This window comes from Streptomyces sp. NPDC037290, assembly GCF_055603245.1.
Map to the genome: position 1 here is coordinate 26,110 of NZ_JBVJVZ010000014.1, position 19,309 is coordinate 45,418.

The following is a 19,309-nucleotide window of genomic DNA, read 5'->3' on the forward strand; positions in this document are numbered from 1 at the left end:
GTCTTCCGTTCAGTGGAGGCTCAGACGGCTTCGACGACCTGCACCGGAGCCACCTCGTCGCCGCTGTCCGCCGAGGGCTTCCCGCTCCGCAGCGGGACCTCCTTCACGAACAGCGCCGCGATCAGCACGAGCACCGCGACCGCCGCGCCCAGCAGGAACGCCGAGTGCGTACCGGCGGACACCGCGTGCTGGTACGCGTCCCGGATCGGGGGCGGCAGCATGTTGAGGTGCTTCGCGTCCAGCGCGGCGGACTTCTCGGTCATGCGCTTGCCCGCCGTACCCGCCCGCTCGGCCATGACGTGCTGGACCCGGTTGTTGAACAGCGCGCCCATGATGGCCACGCCGAAGGAGGAGCCGAGCGTACGGAACAGCGTCGAGGACGACGAGGCCACGCCCATGTCCTTCATCTCCACGCTGTTCTGCGCCACCAGCATGGTGACCTGCATCAGGCAGCCCATGCCCAGGCCCAGGACGGCCATGTAGATGCCGGAGGTCAGCCGTGTCGTACCGGTGTCCATGAGCGACAGCAGGTACAGGCCCGCGATCATCAGCACGCCGCCGGCGATCGGGAAGATCTTGTAGCGGCCGCTGTTGGTGGTCACCCGGCCCGCGACCATCGAGGTCACCAGCATCGCGCCGAGCATCGGCAGGAGCAGCAGACCGGAGTTGGTCGCGGAGGCGCCCTGCACCGACTGCTGGTACAGCGGCAGGTAGAGCGTGGCGCCGAACATCACGAAGCCGGTGATGAAGCCGATGACGGACATCAGCGTGAAGTTGCGGCTCATGAACATGTGCAGCGGCACCACCGGCTCGGCGGCCCTGGTCTGCCAGAACACGAATCCGCTCAGCGTGGCGATGCCGATGCCGGTCAGCTCCATGATCCGCGCGGAGGTCCAGGCGTACTCGGTGCCGCCCCAGGTGGTGACCAGCACGATCGAGGTGATGCCGACGGTCAGCAGCGCGACACCCCCGTAGTCGATGCGCGCCTTGGCCCGCTTCTTCGGCAGGTGCAGCACCGCGGTGACCAGTGCCAGGGCGACGGCACCCAGCGGGAGGTTGATGTAGAAGGACCAGCGCCAGCCCCAGTTGTCGGTGATGGTGCCGCCGACCAGCGGACCGCCGATCATCGCCAGCGCCATGACGCCGGCCATCATGCCGGTGTACTTGCCGCGCTCGCGCGGCGGGATCAGGTCACCGATGATCGCCATGACGCCGACCATCAGTCCGCCGGCACCGAGGCCCTGCACGGCGCGGAAGCCGATCAGCTCGCCCATGTTCTGGGCCATGCCGCTGAGCGCCGAGCCGACCAGGAAGATCACGATCGAGCTGAGGAAGGCGCCCTTGCGCCCGTACATGTCGCCGACCTTGCCCCAGATCGGGGTCGAGGCCGCGGTGGCCAGGGTGTAACCGGTGACCACCCAGGACAGGTGCTCCAGGCCGCCCAGGTCGCCCACGATCGTCGGCATCGCCGTACCCACGATCATGTTGTCGAGCATCGCGAGCATCATCGCGATCATGAGCGCGAGCAGGACCACCCGCACACTGCGGGGCCGTTTGCCCTCCGTGACGCTTTCCACTGTGTCCGCCATCTCTTCCCACTCCCCCTACGACGGCTACTTACTTGCCGCCCGGCTAGTTCACTACACTGGGAAAGTAGACCCGTAACTAGCCGGGCGTCAAGTAAGTTTCCGCGGAAGCGCGAGGAGTACGAGGATGGGCGTCACCATGGACGGCACCAAGCAGCAGCGCCGCGGCAACACCCGCCAGCGCATCCAGGACGTGGCGCTCGAACTCTTCGCGGAGCAGGGCTACGAGAAGACCTCTCTGCGCGAGATCGCCGAGCGTCTCGACGTCACGAAGGCGGCCCTGTACTACCACTTCAAGACCAAGGAAGAGATCATCGTCAGCCTCTTCGAGGACCTGACGAAACCGATCGAGGACCTGATCGAGTGGGGCCGCAGCCAGCCGCCCACCCTGGAGACCAGGCAGGACATCGTACGGCGCTACAGCGAGGCCCTGGCCGGCGCGGAGCCGCTGTTCCGCTTCATGCAGGAGAACCAGGCGACCGTGCGGGAACTGCGCATCGGGGAGACCTTCAAGGACCGGATGCGGGGCCTCAGGGACATCCTGATCGACCCCGAGGCCGAGCTCGTGGACCAGGTGCGCTCCGTCAGCGCGATGTTCACGCTGCACGCGGGGATGTTCGTCATGCAGGACCTGGAAGGCGACCCCGAGAAGAAGCGCGAGGCCGTTCTCGAGGTCGCCCTGGACCTGGTCACCCAGGCGCACGAACACGCCCGCGGAAAGGACTAGCTCAGACGGTGAGCCCCTGGGCGCGGAGGAACGCGACCGGGTCGACGGCGGAGCCGTAGTCCGGGGTCTTGCGGATCTCGAAGTGCAGATGCGGGCCGGTGGAGTTGCCGGTGGAGCCCGAGAGGGCGATGTGCTGGCCGGTCCTGACGACCTGGCCGGCCCTGACGTCGATCCGGGACAGGTGCGCGTACTGCGAGTAGGTGCCGTTGCCGTGCTTGATCACGACGGCGTTGCCGTAGGCGGGACCGTCACCGGCGCCGTTCGGGCCGGCCTTGACGACGGTGCCGCCGTGCGCGGCGACGACCTCGGTGCCGGTCGGCACGGCGAAGTCCTGCCCGCTGTGCTTGGCGACCCAGTGGCTGCCGGCCTGCATGAAGCTCGCAGACAGCGTGTACGACTTCACCGGGTCGACCCAGGAGGTGGCCGACGGAGCGGCGGCGCTCGCGACCCCGGTCCCCAGCACGGCCGTGGCGCCGATGCCGGCGGCCAGGACGGCCACGCGGGTGCGGAGCGAGGACGTACGGGAAGAACGGGACGTGACGCGCTGGAACATCGAAACCTCGTGGAGTCGGGGACACAAGCGCCACCCCGCGAACGGATGCCCGGCGGAGTGGCCATCCCTTGGTAGCCGAGCACCCCATCCGTCCCCAAACGCCCCATCTACGGCGCCTGCTAGTAGCCGACGGTGGAGCCACCGCGCCCTTCCGCGATGAAAGTCCCGTGAAAGTCCTTTTCATCCCGGCGGCGGATCCCACTATCAGGGCTAGTAAGGGACATTTCGCCTGTGCCGCTTATCACCGGCCACCCAAACCGACGATCACAGAAATGTGGCGCACACCTCTAGGCGCCTACCGTCCAGTAACCTTACGGTTCCTTTCGCGCCACCCTCACCTCAGATCATGCCCCTGACATTTCAGGCACGTGCAGGACGTGAGAGGACCCCCACCGATGACCAGACGCCCCTGGGCACGCCGCATATCCGCAACCGCCGTCTCCGTGGCCGCACTGGCCGCAATGGCAGCCCCGGCCCAGGCCGCGACCACGGCCGACTCCACCGCCTCGGCCACCAAGGTCGACTACGCCACCTGGCAGAAGGACTGCCAGGCGGTGATGGACCAGGCCCTGCCGTACGTGAAGGAGCGCATCGCCGACGCCACGCCGGGTGAGAAGCAGGCGATCGTCTTCGACATCGACAACACCACACTGGAGACCGACTTCGGCTTCAGCTACCCGCAGCCGGCCAACAAGCCCGTGCTGAACGTCGCGAAGTACGCCCAGGAGCACGGCGTCTCCCTGTTCTTCGTCACGGCCCGCCCGGGCATCATCTACCTGCCCACCGAGTACAACCTCGAACACGACGGCTACGACGTCTCCGGCCTCTACGTCCGCGGCCTGTTCGACCTCTTCAAGGACGTCGCCGCCTACAAGACCGCCCAGCGCGTCGACATCGAGAACCACGGCTACACGATCATCGCGAACATCGGCAACAGCGCCACCGACCTTTCCGGCGGCCACGCCGAGAAGACCTTCAAACTGCCGGACTACAACGGCCAGTTGAGCTGACGGCGGGCCCAGTCGCGGGGCTGGGGCCTGTCCGGCGTCGGACTTCTCCAAGTCACGCAGGAGGGCGGCCAGGACCTGTTGGCGCTGGACGAGTCTGCCTACGCGGCCCCGTTCTCCAACGCCGACGTCGTCGTACCGCCCTCTCGCCCCTGCGCCTTCTGAAAGGCGGCCGGGCACGGCGAAGGGGCCGGTGCCCAAGGCACCGGCCCCTTCAACTCCGTCAAACCGCCGGAGGCTTACGCGTCCTTGCTCAGGTTCGGCCCCGCGCCGCCGGCCGCCTGCTCGATCGGCGGGACGTCCGGCAGTGCCGACTTCTCCTCACCCCGGAAGGTGAAGGTGGCGGTTTCGCCCTCGCCCTCGGTGTCCACGACCACGATGTGACCGGGGCGCAGCTCACCGAAGAGGATCTTCTCCGACAGCGTGTCCTCGACCTCGCGCTGGATCGTGCGACGCAGCGGACGCGCGCCCAGCACCGGGTCGTAACCCTTCTTGGACAGCAGCTCCTTGGCGGACTGGGAGAGCTCGATGCCCATGTCCCGGTCCTTCAGGCGCTCGTCCACCTTGCTGATCATCAGGTCGACGATCCGCAGGATGTCGGCCTGCGTCAGCTGCGGGAAGACGACCACGTCGTCGACGCGGTTGAGGAACTCGGGGCGGAAGTGCTGCTTCAGCTCGTCCGACACCTTGTTCTTCATGCGCTCGTAGTTGGTCTTCGTGTCACCCGCGGCGGCGAAGCCGAGGTTGAAGCCCTTGGAGATGTCCCGGGTGCCGAGGTTGGTCGTCATGATGATGACCGTGTTCTTGAAGTCCACGACCCGGCCCTGGGAGTCGGTCAGGCGACCGTCCTCCAGGATCTGCAGCAGCGAGTTGAAGATGTCCGGGTGGGCCTTCTCGACCTCGTCGAACAGGACGACGGAGAACGGCTTGCGGCGGACCTTCTCGGTCAGCTGGCCACCCTCTTCGTAGCCCACGTATCCGGGGGGCGAACCGAAGAGGCGCGACACCGTGTGCTTCTCGCTGAACTCCGACATGTCGAGGGAGATCAGCGCGTCCTCGTCACCGAAGAGGAACTCGGCGAGCGCCTTGGAGAGTTCGGTCTTACCGACACCGGACGGGCCGGCGAAGATGAACGAACCACCCGGACGCTTCGGGTCCTTCAGACCGGCACGCGTACGGCGGATCGCCTTCGACAGCGCCTTGACGGCGTCGTTCTGGCCGATGACCCGCTTGTGCAGCTCCTCCTCCATGCGGAGCAGGCGGCTGGACTCCTCCTCGGTCAGCTTGAAGACCGGGATGCCGGTGGCCGTGGCGAGGACCTCGGCGATCAGCTCGCCGTCGACCTCGGCGACGACGTCCATGTCGCCGGCCTTCCACTCCTTCTCCCGCTTGGCCTTGGCGGCGAGGAGCTGCTTCTCCTTGTCGCGCAGGGAGGCGGCCTTCTCGAAGTCCTGCGAGTCGATCGCGGACTCCTTGTCCCGGCGGACGGCGGCGATCTTCTCGTCGAACTCGCGCAGGTCCGGCGGCGCGGTCATCCGGCGGATACGCATCCGGGAGCCGGCCTCGTCGATCAGGTCGATCGCCTTGTCCGGGAGGAAGCGGTCCGAGATGTACCGGTCGGCCAGGGTGGCGGCCTGGACCAGGGCCTCGTCCGTGATGGAGACGCGGTGGTGGGCCTCGTAGCGGTCGCGCAGACCCTTGAGGATCTCGATCGTGTGCGGCAGGGACGGCTCGGCGACCTGGATGGGCTGGAAACGGCGCTCCAGGGCCGCGTCCTTCTCCAGGTGCTTGCGGTACTCGTCCAGGGTGGTCGCACCGATGGTCTGCAGCTCACCGCGGGCCAGCATCGGCTTCAGGATGCTCGCCGCGTCGATGGCGCCCTCGGCGGCACCCGCACCGACCAGCGTGTGCAGCTCGTCGATGAACAGGATGATGTCGCCGCGGGTGCGGATCTCCTTGAGCACCTTCTTCAGGCGCTCCTCGAAGTCACCGCGGTAGCGGGAGCCGGCGACCAGGGCGCCGAGGTCCAGCGTGTAGAGGTGCTTGTCCTTGAGCGTCTCGGGCACCTCGCCCTTGACGATGGCCTGGGCGAGGCCCTCGACGACGGCGGTCTTGCCGACGCCGGGCTCACCGATCAGCACCGGGTTGTTCTTGGTACGGCGGGACAGCACCTGCATGACCCGCTCGATCTCCTTCTCGCGCCCGATGACCGGGTCGAGCTTGGACTCACGAGCGGCCTGGGTGAGGTTCCGGCCGAACTGGTCCAGGACGAGGGAGGTCGAAGGCGTGCCCTCGGCCGGGCCGCCGGCGGCGGCGGTCTCCTTGCCCTGGTAGCCGGAGAGCAGCTGGATGACCTGCTGCCGCACCCGGTTGAGGTCTGCGCCCAGCTTGACGAGGACCTGGGCGGCGACGCCCTCGCCCTCGCGGATCAGGCCGAGCAGGATGTGCTCAGTGCCGATGTAGTTGTGGCCCAGCTGAAGGGCCTCGCGGAGCGACAGCTCCAGGACCTTCTTGGCACGGGGGGTGAAGGGGATGTGACCGGACGGGGCCTGCTGGCCCTGGCCGATGATCTCCTCCACCTGCTGGCGGACCGCCTCAAGCGAAATGCCGAGGCTCTCCAGGGCCTTAGCGGCGACACCTTCGCCCTCATGGATGAGACCCAGGAGGATGTGCTCGGTGCCGATGTAGTTGTGGTTGAGCATCCGGGCTTCTTCCTGAGCCAGGACGACAACCCGCCGCGCGCGGTCGGTGAACCTCTCGAACATCGTTAATCGCTCCTCAGAGCGGTCAGGCAGTGGGGGGAACTTCCCCTCCCTGTCCTTCCGCAGCTTAGTCCCGCAAGCGGGGACCGCTCATTCCAACTGCCGACACCGTCGATGGCCTCCTGACCCCGAACGCCGACATCTGCTCCAACCCGATGGTGCGAGACGATGTTCCCGCAGGCCAGGCAGTTACCCCACTCGCCACTACGCCCATGGCGAACGTGAGACGGCCTCTCCTGCGCGTCGCCCCCTCCCACTAGGCATGTCTTACCCGCAGGGACTGACACTCCATGCCGCGCGCACCCGTTCCCTCCGCTATGGGCGAACAACCTTGCGCCTCCCCGCGCCCCCACGCGCCCCCTCATTCGACACTCTGCGCGCTCGACAAGAAACCCAGCGTAACTTGTCGGTCGTTTCGGCGGTTGCGCTGAGCATGGTTGGCACGGTCCCCACGGCCTCAACAGTCCCCCTTCCCCGGCGCCCCTCGGACCCCGGCGTACCGAACGCTTGTGATCTTCCGACCTGCCCGGACGCCCGGGCGCGGCACTGGTACGAGAACGATCTGGGGTGGGCGACAGTGCCCGGACGGCCGCTGCGGCTGCTCACGGGGGTGCGGTTCGACGTCCTGGACGTGCCGGCCGAGGCGGGCGCGGGGGCGCTCCGGCATCTCGCGCCGGGCTCTCCGGTGGCCCTACAGGGCGACCGGATGCGGCTGCTGGTGGCCGCGGGCAGCGCGGAGGAACTGCCGGGGCTGCTGGACTGGCTGGAATGGAGCGCCGTGGCCCTCGACCTGCGGGTCCTGGGGGCGGGCGACGCGATGGAGGCACCGGTCCCGCCCGCGGCCGTTGCCGCGGGAGTCAGGGCGCCGGCGGCCGGCCACGCGGAAGGCACCGCACGCGTCGGCGCCGCCGCTGTCGCCCGTGCGCCCGTGGGAGTCCTCGGCGGAGCGGTTCCGAGCAGGGCCGGATCCGGATCCGGATCCGCGCAGAGAGCTGGATCCATGCAGGGGGCCGGATCCATGCAGGGGGCCGCCGTATGGCTGCGGCCCCCCGGACCTGGAGGCGAGGCCGAGGCCTCGCTGCCGACGATGCCGGCCCTGGGACGCGAGGGGAGCGCCCCCGATCTCGTACGGCTGGTGGACACGGTGGCGGCGCACTGTCACCGGGTCCGGCTGCGGCGCCCGCGCGCCGGGCTGCCGACCGTCTGCCGGCGGGATCAGCCGTTGGCCTTCTCGTAGGCCTCACGAATGGTCGCGGGAACGCGGCCGCGGTCGTTGACCTCGTAACCGTTCTCCTTCGCCCAGGCACGGATCGCCGCGGTGTCCTGGCTGCCACCGGAAGCGGCACGCGCCTTTCCACGCCCGCCCGACGCACGGCCTCCGGTACGGCGGCCACCCTTCACATACGGGTCGAGAAGGCCGCGCAGCTTGTCCGCATTGGAGGTCGTGAGATCAATCTCGTACGTCTTGCCGTCCAGCGCGAACGTCACGGTCTCGTCCGCCTCGCCGCCGTCGAGGTCGTCGACAAGAAGGACCTGAACCTTCTGTGCCACCGGATTTCCTTTCATCGATAACGTTGAGGGCCAGGGGTGTGCGGCATCCGCCGTTTCGCCGCCCCTGTTATATGCAGTACTGCAGTACGTCGGAAAGCAAACCGCTTTTGCCGGAAAAACACAAACCCCTGGGAGAGGACGGGGAGAGGACCGACGGGCCGCCCTCGTCCGGAAACATGCGCGTTTCGGACATAGAGCCCCGGGGCATTGACGATCACAGATGCAGAAGCATCCGGCTGTTGCCCAAGGTGTTCGGTTTCACTCGTTCGAGACCCAGGAACTCGGCGACGCCCTCGTCATAGGAACGCAACAGCTCCGCGTACACATCGGTGTCGACGGGCGTCTCCCCGATCTCCACGAAGCCGTGCTTCCCGAAGAAGTCCACTTCGAAGGTCAGGCAGAAAACCCGGCGAACGCCGAGCCAGCGCGCGGTCTGCAGCAACTTCTCCAGCAACTGATGGCCGACGCCGGCGCCCTTGAGGCCGGGCTTCACCGCGAGAGTGCGGACTTCCGCGAGGTCCTCCCACATGACGTGCAGCGCGCCGCAGCCGACCACCTCGGCGTTGTCGTCGCGTTCCGCGACCCAGAACTCCTGGATGTCCTCGTAAAGCGTGACGGTGGCTTTGTCGAGCAGGATGCGGTCGCGGGCGTAGGCATCGAGGAGGCGGCGTACCGTCGGGACATCGCTGGTCCGGGCCCGCCGGACGGTGATGGCTTTTGCGGAGACTTCAGGACGCTCTGCTGACATGAGCGGACGCTATCGCCCGTCGCCGTCCTCGGCCGAGCCGGGGTTCTCCGCTTGCGGGGCGCCGGGCGCTTCCTGTCGCACGGCTTCCTCTTGCGCCGCTTCCCCTTGCCGTGGTTCGGGGGCTTCCCGGCTTTCCGGGCCCTGGACGATGCGTACGGCGTCCCTGAGGGCCTGACGCTGTTCCTCGCTCATCATGCCGAAGAAGGCGACGAGAGCGGCGGCCGGGTTGTCGCTCTGTGACCAGGCGTCGTTCATGAGGGCGGCGGCGTACGCGGCGCGGGTCGAGACGGCCTCATATCGATAGGCCCGCCCTTCCGCCTCACGGCGCACCCAGCCCTTCTGGTGGAGATTGTCCAAAACGGTCATCACGGTGGTGTACGCGATGGAGCGTTCCTGCTGGAGGTCTTCCAGGACTTCTCGAACGGTCACCGGGCGGTTCCACTTCCACACCCGCGTCATGACCGCGTCTTCGAGTTCTCCCAATGGGCGAGGCACAGCTCAGAACAATAGTGGGAGATCACGGCATTGGCGTGCCGGACGTGCTCTAAGCCCACGAATAGGAACAAAAAGGGCGTACGACTCGAAGGCGCATCACTGATCGGCCCAGCGGATCCGGTCGACTCAGGCGTCGCCGGCGGCGGATGCCTTTCGGCCGCTCTCCGCGCGCGCGAGCGCGGCGTCGACAGCGGCGTCCTCCTTGGCCTTGGCGGCCCCGCCCTGGGTCTTCACGATCACCCTGACCACACCGATGAAGAACACGGCCATCACGACCGGAGGCACGAGCGCGGAGACGTAGTCCATGCCTCCAGGGTAGCCACGCGGCAACGGGCGAAAGGTACGGGGTGCGCGAACCGCCCCAGCAGCTCCCCCGCCTGCAACCGCCCCGCCCGCGCCCGACGACGATTCCCTCACGCGCGTGCGGGCGGGAACGCCGGACCCGGTCTCGGGCCGGTCTCGGGCCGGTCTCGGACCCGGCCTCGGACCCGGTCCGGGCCGGAGGTCCGGCGCTCAGCCAGCAGCCAGTTGGCGGCTCTCGGCCGGAGGTGCCGGCTTGCGGCGCGGGAAGACCTCCCCCGGTGTCGGGATGGGCCGCTTCGGCGCGGCGGGCTCCCCGGCGGGCCGCTCCGGGGGCGCCGGCGCGGGCTTCGGGGCCGGCTTCGGCGCGGGGCTCTGAGCGGGCTTCTGCGGGGGTCTCTGCGGCTCCTCGGCCTCCCGCGCCCCGGGCTCCGCCCCGCCGCCCTGGAGGGCCAGCAGACGGGTACGGGAGGGCGGCACGGCCGGGGCGGGCACCTTGCGCGCGCCCTGCGCGAACCGGGCCCGAACATCCTGCTCGGCCAGCGCCTGGCAGCGGTCCAGCAGCGCGGCCGCCGCCGGGTTCCCGCGCAGCGCCCGCAGGGCGGCGAGATCGTCCGGAGTCGGCCGGTGCCCGGCCCCCAGCGCCTCCTCCAGGAGGGTGAGGTAGCCGGCCGCGGTGCCCGGGAGCGCGGCCCGGTACCGGCCGAGGTCGGCCACCAGGAAAGCGCGCAGTCTCGCCCCCTCGCACATCGCCTCGTCGAGCGACTCTGCGAGCCGGAAACAGTCCTTGACGTCCTCGGCGGACGCTCGGCCGGGGTGAAGGGCGAGGGCGAGGGCGCGGCGGAGCACACGCAGCTCCTCCACGCCGAACGCCATGCCGCCGCGGGATCCGTATGGCGTGGGCATGCGGCGACGCTACCGCTAATCGGACAAAAGTGACGGATCGGGATGTTTTTTCGACGCGTGTCGCTCCCGGTTTCCCCCGACCGGGGCCACGCGCGGGTGAACGGGAAGACCGGCGCTCCCGAAGAGGGCGCCGGTCACCTCACAGCCGCGACACGTTCCGCTCGTACACCAGGCGCAGCCCGATCAGCGTCAGCCACGGCTGGTGCTCGTCGATCACCGAGGACTCCCCCAGCACCATCGGCGCGAGCCCGCCCGTGGCGATCACCGTCACGTCGTCCGGGTCGTCGGCCAGCTCCCGGGCCATCCGGCTGACGACCCCGTCGACCTGCCCCGCGAAGCCATACACGATGCCGGCCTGCATGGCCTCGACGGTGTTCTTGCCGATCACACTGCGCGGCCGGGCCACCTCGATCTTCCGCAGCTGCGCGCCCTTGACGCCGAGCGCCTCAACGGAGATCTCGATGCCGGGTGCGATGACACCGCCGACGTACTCCCCGCGCGCGGAGACCGCGTCGAACGTGGTCGCCGTACCGAAGTCGACGACGATCGCCGGGCCGCCGTACAGCTCGACGGCCGCGACCGCGTTGATGATCCGGTCGGCGCCGACCTCCTTGGGGTTGTCGGTGAGGATCGGCACACCGGTCTTCACGCCCGGCTCGACCAGGACGGCGGGGACGTCGCCGTAGTAGCGCCGGGTGACCTCGCGCAGCTCGTGCAGCACCGAGGGGACGGTCGCGCAGATCGCGATGCCGTCGATGCCGTCGCCCAGCTCCTCGCCGAGCAGCGGGTGCATGCCCATCAGGCCCTGCAGCAGCACCGCCAGCTCGTCCGCGGTGCGGCGCGCGTCCGTGGAGATGCGCCAGTGCTCGACGATGTCCTCACCGTCGAACAGCCCGAGGACGGTGTGCGTGTTGCCGACGTCGATCGTGAGGAGCATGGCCGTTACTCCGCCTCGCGCAGGTCCAGGCCGATGTCCAGGATCGGCGAGGAGTGGGTGAGCGCGCCGACGGCCAGGAAGTCCACGCCCGTGTCGGCGTACACGCGCGCGATGTCGAGCGTCAGCCGGCCGGAGGCCTCCAGCAGCGCGCGCCCGCGCACGATGCCGACGGCCTCCGCGCACTCGTCCGGCGTGAAGTTGTCCAGCAGGATCAGGTCCGCGCCCGCCTCGACGACCTCGCGCAGCTGGTGCAGGGTGTCGACCTCGACCTCGATCGGCACCTCCGGGAAGGCCTCCCGTACGGCCTTGAAGGCCTGCGCGACGCCACCGGCGGCCACCACGTGGTTGTCCTTCACCAGGGCCGCGTCGGACAGCGACATGCGGTGGTTGACGCCCCCGCCGCAGCGGACCGCGAACTTCTCCAGCGAGCGCAGGCCGGGGGTCGTCTTGCGGGTGTCCCGCACGCGCGTCCTGGTGCCTTCCAGGGCGTCCGCCCACGCGCGCGTGGCGGTCGCGATGCCCGACAGGCGGCACAGGATGTTCAGGGCGCTGCGCTCGGCGGTCAGCAGGTCACGCGTGCGCGTGGTGACCGACAGCAGCTTCTGCCCGGCCTCGACCCGGTCGCCGTCCTCGACGTGCCGCTCGACCTCGAACTCGTCGGTGCAGACGACGGAGAGCACGGCCTCGGCGACCCTGAGGCCCGCCACGACGCCCGCCTCGCGCGCGGTGAAGTCGCCGGTGGCGACAGCCTCCTCGGGGATGGTTGCGACGGTCGTCACGTCCACGCCGCCGTCCAGGTCCTCCTGGATGGCCACGTTGGCGATGTCCTCGACCTCGATCGGGTCGAGCCCGGCGGCGGCCAGCAGCTCGGCGAGCGCGGGGTCGAGCCCGCTCTCCAGGTACTCCTCGTCGCCCTCGGCGCCACAGGCGCAGCCGTCGCCGCAGCCGCCGGTGGGGGCGAGGGGAAGGTCGTCGGTGCTCACGTTCGTCACTGCTCCTGGGCGCTGGGTCTTACCGGGTAGGGGGGAAGTCTGCGGTTTCCGTGGTGCGTACGGCCAGCGACCGGTCCGGATTGAGCCGTACGACGATGTGGCGCCGCCAGTGCGCGTCGTCGCGCTCGGGGCTGTCCTCGCGCCAGTGGCAGCCGCGGGTCTCCTCGCGCATCCGCGCGGCGGCGACCAGGACGCGGGCGACACACAGGAGGTTGGTGGCCTCCCAGGTGTCGACGCCGGGCTCGGCGGTCTTGCCGTTCTCGTGGAGGGCGTCACGGGCTTCGCTGTGCAGCTGCTGGAGCTGCTCGGCGGCCTTCGCCAGGGAGTCCTCCGAGCGCAGAACGCCCGCGCCCTCGGTCATGATCCGCTGGATGGCGAACCGGGCCTCGGGGGCGAGCAGCGGGTGCTCCGGCTTCCCGGGGTCCGGGACGGGCTGGGGCACGCGCGCGTGGAGGCCGTTCTCCGCCCGCGCGGCGGCGATGTCGGCGGCGATCCGCTCGGCGTAGACGAGGCCTTCGAGGAGGGAGTTGGAGGCGAGCCGGTTCGCGCCGTGCACGCCGGTGCAGGCGACCTCGCCGCACGCGTACAGGCCGGGCACGGTCGTACGCCCCTGCGCGTCGGTGCGGACGCCTCCGGAGGCGAAGTGGGCGGCCGGGGCGATCGGGATGGGCTCCGTGACCGGGTCGATGCCGTTGGCGCGGCAGGCGGCCAGGATGGTCGGGAAGCGGCGTTCCCACATCTCGGTGCCGAAGTGCCGGCCGTCGAGGTACATGTGCTCGGCGCCCTGCTCCAGCATCCGTCGCAGGATGCCCTTGGCGACGATGTCCCGGGGCGCCAGCTCGGCCAGCTCGTGCTGGCCCACCATGAAGCGCACGCCGTCGGCGTCGACCAGATGGGCGCCCTCGCCGCGCACCGCCTCGGACACCAGCGGCTGCTGGCCCTCGGCGTCCGGGCCGAGGAACAGCACGGTCGGGTGGAACTGGACGAACTCCAGGTCGCTGACCTCGGCGCCCGCGCGCAGCGCCAGCGCGACGCCGTCACCGGTCGACACCGACGGGTTGGTGGTCGCGGTGAACACCTGCCCCATGCCGCCGGTCGCAAGCACCACCGCGGGGGCGTGCACGGCGCCCACGCCGTCGTGCTGGCCCTCGCCCATCACGTGCAGCGTGACACCGGCCGTACGGCCCTCGGCGTCGGTGAGCAGGTCCAGCACGAGCGCGTTCTCGATGGTGCGCAGCCCACGCGCGCGTACCGCCTCGACGAGCGCCCGGGAGACCTCCGCGCCGGTCGCGTCGCCACCCGCGTGCGCGATCCGGCGCCGGTGGTGGCCGCCCTCGCGGCCGAGGTGGATGTCGCCCTCGTCGTCGGTGTCGAAGTGGGCGCCGGTGGAGATCAGCCGCCGTACCGCGTCGGGGCCCTCGGTGACGAGGATCCGTACGGCCTCCTCGTCGCACAGGCCCGCGCCGGCCACCAGGGTGTCCCCGAGGTGTTGTTCGGGCGTGTCGCCCTCGCCGAGCGCCGCGGCGATGCCGCCCTGCGCCCAGCGCGTGGAGCCGTCGTCCAGGCGGGCCTTGGTGACGACGACGGTCGTCAGGCCCGCGGCCTCGCAGCGCAGAGCGGCGGTCAGACCGGCCACTCCGGAGCCGACGACGACCACGTCCGCCGAGATGGACCACCCGGGGGCGGGCGCGTGCAGTCGTATGCCTGTGCTGATGCCTGTGCTGGTCACGAGGCGGCTCCGAAGGTGAGAGGGAGGTTGTCGATCAGCCGGGTCGTACCGACCCGGGCGGCGACGGCGAGGACGGCCTCGCCGGTGAAGTCGTCACCGATCTCGGTGAAGTCGGACGGGTCGACGAGGGCCAGGTAGTCCAGCGCGAGCGGCGGGGCCAGGCGCGCGGCCTCGTCCAGCACCTGCCGTGCGGCCGCGCGGACGGCCGCGGGGCCGCCCGGGGACACCGTGGCGACCGCGTGCGCGTCGGCGGCCGCGCGGGACTCCCCGAGCGCGCTCAGCGCCTCGGCACGCGCGTGCGTGGAAGGCACCTCACGGGCACGCGCGCGCAACGCCTCCTGCGCGGCGTGCCGGTCGCGGCCCGCGAACAGAGCCCGGGACAGCGCGAGCGCGGTACGGCGCTCCTCCGGCGAGAGGTAGCGGTTGCGGCTGGACAGGGCGAGCCCGTCCTCCTCGCGCACGGTCGGTACGCCGACGATCTCGACGCCGAAGTTCAGGTCCCGCACCATGCGCCGGATCAGGGCGAGCTGCTGGGCGTCCTTCTGGCCGAACAGCGCGACGTCGGGGCGGGTGAGGTGCAGCAGCTTGGCGACGACGGTGAGCATGCCGTCGAAGTGGCCGGGCCGCGAGGCACCCTCCAGGCTTTCGCCCATGGGCCCCGCGGTGATCCGGACCTGGGGGTCGCCGCCGGGGTAGACCTCTTCCACGGACGGCGCGAACACCACGTCCGCACCGGCCTGTTCGGCGAGCTTCAGGTCGGCGTCGAGGGTGCGCGGGTAGCGGTCCAGGTCCTCGCCGGCGCCGAACTGCAGCGGGTTGACGAAGACGGTGACGACGACCTCGCCGTCCGGTCCCGCGATCTCGCGCGCCGTGCGGATCAGGGTGGCGTGGCCCTCGTGCAGCGCGCCCATGGTCATCACGACGGCGCGGCGGCCGCGGCGCACACGCGCGTGCAGCTCGTCGGCAGTGCTCAGCAGGGCGGTGGTCATCGGTCGTTCCCCTCGGTGCCGGTCGTGCCGTCGGTGCCGTCGGTGCCGTTCGTGCCGCCGGCTCCGCCACCTGCGTGGCCTTCGTCGGCGAGTACCCCGAGCAGGTCCTCGGCGAGTTCGGGCTTCAGCAGGCCGTGCGCGAGCGCCCGGTCGGCGGTCGCGCGGGCCATCGCGACGTAGCCCGCGACGGTCTGCGGGGCGTGCCTGCGCAGCTCGGTGATGTGCGCGGCGACCGTGCCGGCGTCTCCGCGGGCGACGGGCCCGGTGAGCGCGAGGTCCCCGGAGCGCAGTGCGTTGTCCAGGGCGGCGCCGAGCAGCGGGCCGAGCATCCGGTCCGGCGCCCCGACGCCCGCCGTGCGCAGCAGTTCCATCGACTGGGCGACCAGGGTCACCAGGTGGTTGGCGCCGAGCGCGAGGGCCGCGTGGTAGAGCGGGCGGTTCTCCTCGCTGATCCACTCGGGCTCGCCGCCCATCTCGATGACGAGGGCCTCGGCGGCGAGCCGCAGTTCCTCGGGCGCGGTGACGCCGAAGGAGCAGCCGGCCAGGCGCTGGACGTCCACCGGGGTGCCGGTGAAGGTCATCGCCGGGTGCAGGGCCAAGGGCAGCGCGCCCGCGCGCAGGGCCGGGTCGAGGACACCCGCGCCGTACCGGCCGGAGGTGTGCACGAGCAGCTGTCCGGGCCGTACCGCGCCGGTCTCGGCGAGGCCGGTGACCAGGCCGGGCAGGACGTCGTCGGGAACGGTGAGCAGCACCAGGTCGGCGCGCTCGAGGACCTCGGCGGGCGGCACCAGCGGCACGTCCGGGAGCAGGGCCTCGGCGCGCCGCCGGGAGGCGTCGGAGACACCGGAGACGGCGACCGGGCGGTGCCCGGCGAGCTGGAGGGATGCGGCGAGCGCGGGGCCCACGCGGCCGGCGCCGACGACGCCGACGGTGAGCCGCGCGGGGCGGTCCCTGAGGTCTGGCTGGTGGACTGTACTCACGCGACGGCGGCCTTCCCGTTCCAGTCCGCTCTGGGTACCGGACGATGTACCGAACGATTTCTCGTCATGTTAACGCTATCCGGTTCGACACCGGCCGCTTGTCCACAGGCTGTGGGTTTCGCCACGTCCGCCCCGAGGCCCCTGTGCCCGCCCGCGCGGCGTCGCGGCACCACCGCGCCGGCGGTAATCCGGCTGCTCGCCCGGGCTGCTGCACTGCATGATCCGTACATGACCGATACGGCGGGACCGGACCACGCGCGGCACACGGAGTGGTCCGAGCAGGAGCGGATGCGGGAGCGGCGCCGGGTCGCCTTCGCGAAGGCGGAGCGTGTGCTCTCGCGCCCGGGCTTCCGGCGCACGGTCCGGGAGCGGCTGACGGCCCGCACGGTCCGGGAGCGGCTGACGGCCCTCCAGGAAGCGGCGCCGCAGGTGTACGACCTGGACCAGCACGCGGACATGTACGGCGACGGGATCGTGGCGGACCTGGAGGAGCGGGTCGCGGCCCTGCTCGGCACGGAGTCCGCCGCGTTCTTCCCGACCGGCACGATGGCCCAGCAGGTGGCCCTGCGCTGCTGGGCGGGCCGCACCGGCAACCCCGCGGTCGCCCTGCACGCCCTGGCCCACCCCGAGGTGCACGAACGCCACGCGTTCAGCGAGGTCAGCGGGTTGCGTCCGGTACGGGTGACCAGCGAGCCCCGGCTGCCCACGGCCGCCGAGATACGCGACCTCGACGAGCCCTTCGGGACGCTGATGCTGGAACTTCCCCTCCGGGACGCCGGTTTCGTGCTGCCCGCCTGGGAGGAGCTGGCCGAGGTCGTCGAGGCCGCGCGGGAGCGCGACGCGGTGGTGCACTTCGACGGCGCGCGCCTGTGGGAGTGCACCGTCCACTTCGGCCGGTCCCTCGAGGAGATCGCGGGCCTCGCGGACAGCGTGTACGTGTCGTTCTACAAGTCCCTCGACGGCTTCGGAGGTGCCGCGCTGGCCGGCCCGAAGACGCTGGTCGAGGAGGCGAAGGCATGGCGGCACCGGTACGGCGGCATGGTCTTCCAGCAGTTCCCGACCGCGCTGTCGGCGCTCGCCGGCCTGGAGCGTGAGCTGCCTCGGCTGCCGGACTACGTGCGGCACGCGCGCGTGGTCGCCGCCGCGCTGCGCGAGGGTCTGGCCGAGGCCGGGGTCCCGTGGTCGCGCGTGCACCCCGAGGAACCGCACACCCAGGATTTCCAGGTCTGGCTGCCGTACGAGCCCGGTGTCCTGACGGAGGCGGCGGTGCGCCAGGCCGAGGAGACGGGGACGTTCCTGTTCGCCGGCCCCTGGGACCGCGGCGGTCCCGGGGTCTCCTTCAGCGAGGTCGGCGTACGCTCCCCGGGCCTGGAGTGGACGGCGGACGACGTACGGGCGGCCGTGGCCGGCTTCGTGCACCGCCTGCCCGCGGGGTGACCGCGGCGATGGCCACGCCCGCGCCCGTGATCGCGGTGCCCCGTGATTGCAGGGCTCGTGATCGCAGCGCACGTGATCTCAGTGTCCGTGATCACAGCGCACGTGATCACAGCGCACGCGGGCGCAGCCATCGGCGCAGGGCGTGCCGCACGCGTCCCCGCGCCGGGCGCTCGGCGACGACCGCGTGGAAGCGCCGGTAGTCGCGCAGTTCGCGCATCAGGTCGACGTCGTGCCGGCCGGGCGCGGGCGGCTCCGGCTCGCCGAGCACGCGGGCACGGTGGCTGTCGAGGAGGTACTGCTGGGTGATGCTCATGGCGGATCGCCTTCTCGGAAGTTCTCGGGACGTGGACGGGTCACCGACCGCTCGGTGACCGTTCGGGCTCCGCGGCTGCCCCGGTGCCTCCACACTGCCCCTGGCCAGGGCGGGTGTCCCGTGGATTGACGACTGCCGTCAATCCACGACGGCGCTGTCAGTGGCCGGGTGCACGATGGAACGCATGAGCGTGACGATCGACATCACCGGACTGCCACTGGAGCGGGTATCCGTCGTGCCCTCTCCGCTTGCAGAACTGGGGATGGCCCTGCACGCCCTCAGCGAGCCCGGGCACCACCCCGGCCTCCAGGGCTGGGCGACGGCCGTCTCGACACGGCTGGACCCCTGCCTGGCCGACCGTTTGTGCGAGGCGGAGTTCCTGTGGCGTACGACGTTCTCGGACGTCTTCGCCCCCTTCGCGGGCATCCCCGGCGGCCACGCGCTGCCCGGTGCCACGCTCGCCGAGGAACTGGACCAGCTGGACAAGCTGACGGACGACCAGTTCGTCACGGCCGCCCTGGAGTTCACCTGCCAGCTGCGCTACGACTCCCCGGCGCCCAGCCCGCTCGAGGACCCCGTGCTGCGCCGCCGTTCCCTGGAGCTGGCCGCCGCACGCGGTGCCGTCCAGGAGCGGTTCACGCGTCGGCTGCTGGAGGATCCGCCGGCCGTCCGCTCCTGGTTCCGGGAGCTGATGCTCGACTGCGACGAGGCGTTCTTCGCCGACGTCTGGGCCCGCGTGCAGCCCCAGCTCGCCGCGGACGCCCGGCACAAGACCCAGCTGCTGCGCCGCAAGGGCCTCGGTGCGGCCCTGTCGTCCCTCTCGGGAGCCGTCTCGCTGGACCAGGAAGCCGCGCTCATCACCGTCGACAAGCTCCTGGTGGGCCACACGGCCACCGGCGACGGCGGCCTGGTCCTCGTCCCGACGAGCCTCGGCTGGCCGCACGTGATGGTCCTGCACCGGTACGGCTGGCAGCCCGCGATCACTTATCCCGCGAGCGGCACACGACCGCAGGCCCCGTCCGTCGAACAGCTCACGCGCCGGCTGGAGGCGCTGGCCCACCCGGTGCGGATCCGGCTGTGCCGGCACCTCGCACGGTCCGCGCACACCACGGGCGAACTGGCCGACGCCCACGGCATGTCGGCACCCGAGATATCCCGGCACCTCGCGGTGCTGAAGAAGGCAGGCCTGATCACCGACTGCCGGCGCGGCCGGTACGTCCAGCACCAGCTGGACCTGGCGGCGGTGGCGAGGCTGGGCAGCGACTTCATCGAGGGCGTCCTGCGCTGAAACGGACCC

At 70.8% G+C, this 19,309-nt stretch carries 19 protein-coding genes; 5 read left to right on the forward strand and 14 right to left on the reverse strand.

All coding sequences use genetic code 11. The features are described from left to right. Nucleotides 1-20 precede the first annotated feature (20 nt). Nucleotides 21-1,589: an MDR family MFS transporter gene (locus ACZ7HQ_RS33810; protein ID WP_470998381.1), complete on the reverse strand. Its 1,569-nt coding sequence runs from the start codon at nt 1,587-1,589 to the stop codon at nt 21-23. 124 nt (nt 1,590-1,713) lie between these two features. On the opposite strand from ACZ7HQ_RS33810, the gene ACZ7HQ_RS33815 reads away from it, so the two are divergent. Next, entirely contained in the window at nt 1,714-2,313 is a 600-nt protein-coding gene (locus ACZ7HQ_RS33815; protein ID WP_470998384.1) for a TetR/AcrR family transcriptional regulator, read from the forward strand. Between the two features lies 1 nt (nt 2,314). On the opposite strand, the gene ACZ7HQ_RS33820 is transcribed toward ACZ7HQ_RS33815, so the two are convergent. Then, nucleotides 2,315-2,866, reverse strand: coding sequence for a M23 family metallopeptidase (locus tag ACZ7HQ_RS33820; protein WP_470998387.1), 552 nt, complete (start codon nt 2,864-2,866; stop codon nt 2,315-2,317). Between the two features lie 395 nt (nt 2,867-3,261). On the opposite strand from ACZ7HQ_RS33820, the gene ACZ7HQ_RS33825 reads away from it, so the two are divergent. Further along, nucleotides 3,262-3,876 (forward strand): HAD family acid phosphatase, encoded by a 615-nt coding sequence (locus tag ACZ7HQ_RS33825; RefSeq protein ID WP_470998390.1) that lies wholly within the window; start codon nt 3,262-3,264, stop codon nt 3,874-3,876. Between the two features lie 236 nt (nt 3,877-4,112). Here the strand turns inward: ACZ7HQ_RS33825 and ACZ7HQ_RS33830 are convergent, their stop codons facing one another. Then, complete coding sequence (locus tag ACZ7HQ_RS33830; protein WP_470998393.1) at nt 4,113-6,638, reverse strand: ATP-dependent Clp protease ATP-binding subunit; 2,526 nt, start codon at nt 6,636-6,638, stop codon at nt 4,113-4,115. 430 nt (nt 6,639-7,068) lie between these two features. Between ACZ7HQ_RS33830 and ACZ7HQ_RS33835 the strand changes: the two genes are divergently transcribed. After that, a complete protein-coding gene (locus ACZ7HQ_RS33835) occupies nt 7,069-7,872 on the forward strand; it encodes an SCO3374 family protein (protein ID WP_470998396.1) in 804 nt (267 codons plus the stop codon). On the opposite strand, the gene ACZ7HQ_RS33840 is transcribed toward ACZ7HQ_RS33835, so the two are convergent. From ACZ7HQ_RS33840 to ACZ7HQ_RS33885, 10 genes are all read right to left on the reverse strand, one after another. Continuing rightward, nucleotides 7,851-8,186, reverse strand: coding sequence for a histone-like nucleoid-structuring protein Lsr2 (locus tag ACZ7HQ_RS33840; protein WP_470998399.1), 336 nt, complete (start codon nt 8,184-8,186; stop codon nt 7,851-7,853). The two genes, ACZ7HQ_RS33835 and ACZ7HQ_RS33840, sit on opposite strands and share 22 nt — an antisense overlap. A 214-nt stretch (nt 8,187-8,400) precedes the next feature. Beyond that, the gene (locus ACZ7HQ_RS33845; protein ID WP_470998402.1) at nt 8,401-8,934 is read right to left on the reverse strand and encodes an amino-acid N-acetyltransferase; all 534 of its coding nucleotides are present in this window, start codon (nt 8,932-8,934) and stop codon (nt 8,401-8,403) included. Between the two features lie 9 nt (nt 8,935-8,943). Continuing rightward, complete coding sequence (locus ACZ7HQ_RS33850; protein WP_470998405.1) at nt 8,944-9,393, reverse strand: BlaI/MecI/CopY family transcriptional regulator; 450 nt, start codon at nt 9,391-9,393, stop codon at nt 8,944-8,946. Nucleotides 9,394-9,555: 162 nt separating this feature from the next. Continuing rightward, complete coding sequence (locus ACZ7HQ_RS33855; protein WP_470998408.1) at nt 9,556-9,735, reverse strand: hypothetical protein; 180 nt, start codon at nt 9,733-9,735, stop codon at nt 9,556-9,558. Between the two features lie 207 nt (nt 9,736-9,942). Beyond that, nucleotides 9,943-10,605 carry a hypothetical protein gene (locus ACZ7HQ_RS33860; RefSeq protein WP_470998695.1) on the reverse strand — a complete coding sequence of 221 codons (663 nt, stop codon included), beginning with the start codon at nt 10,603-10,605 and terminating at the stop codon, nt 9,943-9,945. Between the two features lie 169 nt (nt 10,606-10,774). Then, entirely contained in the window at nt 10,775-11,572 is a 798-nt protein-coding gene (locus ACZ7HQ_RS33865) for a type III pantothenate kinase (RefSeq protein ID WP_030651508.1), read from the reverse strand. Nucleotides 11,573-11,577: 5 nt separating this feature from the next. After that, the gene (nadC, locus tag ACZ7HQ_RS33870) at nt 11,578-12,555 is read right to left on the reverse strand and encodes a carboxylating nicotinate-nucleotide diphosphorylase (RefSeq protein ID WP_470998412.1); all 978 of its coding nucleotides are present in this window, start codon (nt 12,553-12,555) and stop codon (nt 11,578-11,580) included. A 28-nt stretch (nt 12,556-12,583) separates the two neighbouring features. Then, nucleotides 12,584-14,293, reverse strand: a complete 1,710-nt coding sequence (locus tag ACZ7HQ_RS33875; RefSeq protein WP_470998415.1) for an L-aspartate oxidase — start codon at nt 14,291-14,293, stop codon at nt 12,584-12,586. Next, entirely contained in the window at nt 14,290-15,282 is a 993-nt protein-coding gene (gene panC, locus ACZ7HQ_RS33880; protein ID WP_470998418.1) for a pantoate--beta-alanine ligase, read from the reverse strand. Before panC ends, ACZ7HQ_RS33875 begins: the two co-directional genes overlap by 4 nt. Beyond that, nucleotides 15,279-16,262 (reverse strand): Rossmann-like and DUF2520 domain-containing protein, encoded by a 984-nt coding sequence (locus ACZ7HQ_RS33885; RefSeq protein WP_470998421.1) that lies wholly within the window; start codon nt 16,260-16,262, stop codon nt 15,279-15,281. Before ACZ7HQ_RS33885 ends, panC begins: the two co-directional genes overlap by 4 nt. Before the next feature lie 228 nt (nt 16,263-16,490). Between ACZ7HQ_RS33885 and ACZ7HQ_RS33890 the strand changes: the two genes are divergently transcribed. Next, nucleotides 16,491-17,699 (forward strand): threonine aldolase family protein, encoded by a 1,209-nt coding sequence (locus ACZ7HQ_RS33890; protein WP_470998424.1) that lies wholly within the window; start codon nt 16,491-16,493, stop codon nt 17,697-17,699. A gap of 106 nt (nt 17,700-17,805) precedes the next feature. Here the strand turns inward: ACZ7HQ_RS33890 and ACZ7HQ_RS33895 are convergent, their stop codons facing one another. Next, the gene (locus tag ACZ7HQ_RS33895) at nt 17,806-18,012 is read right to left on the reverse strand and encodes a hypothetical protein (RefSeq protein WP_470998427.1); all 207 of its coding nucleotides are present in this window, start codon (nt 18,010-18,012) and stop codon (nt 17,806-17,808) included. Between the two features lie 184 nt (nt 18,013-18,196). Between ACZ7HQ_RS33895 and ACZ7HQ_RS33900 the strand changes: the two genes are divergently transcribed. Beyond that, nucleotides 18,197-19,300 (forward strand): DUF5937 family protein, encoded by a 1,104-nt coding sequence (locus ACZ7HQ_RS33900; protein WP_470998430.1) that lies wholly within the window; start codon nt 18,197-18,199, stop codon nt 19,298-19,300. Nucleotides 19,301-19,309: the final 9 nt, after the last annotated feature.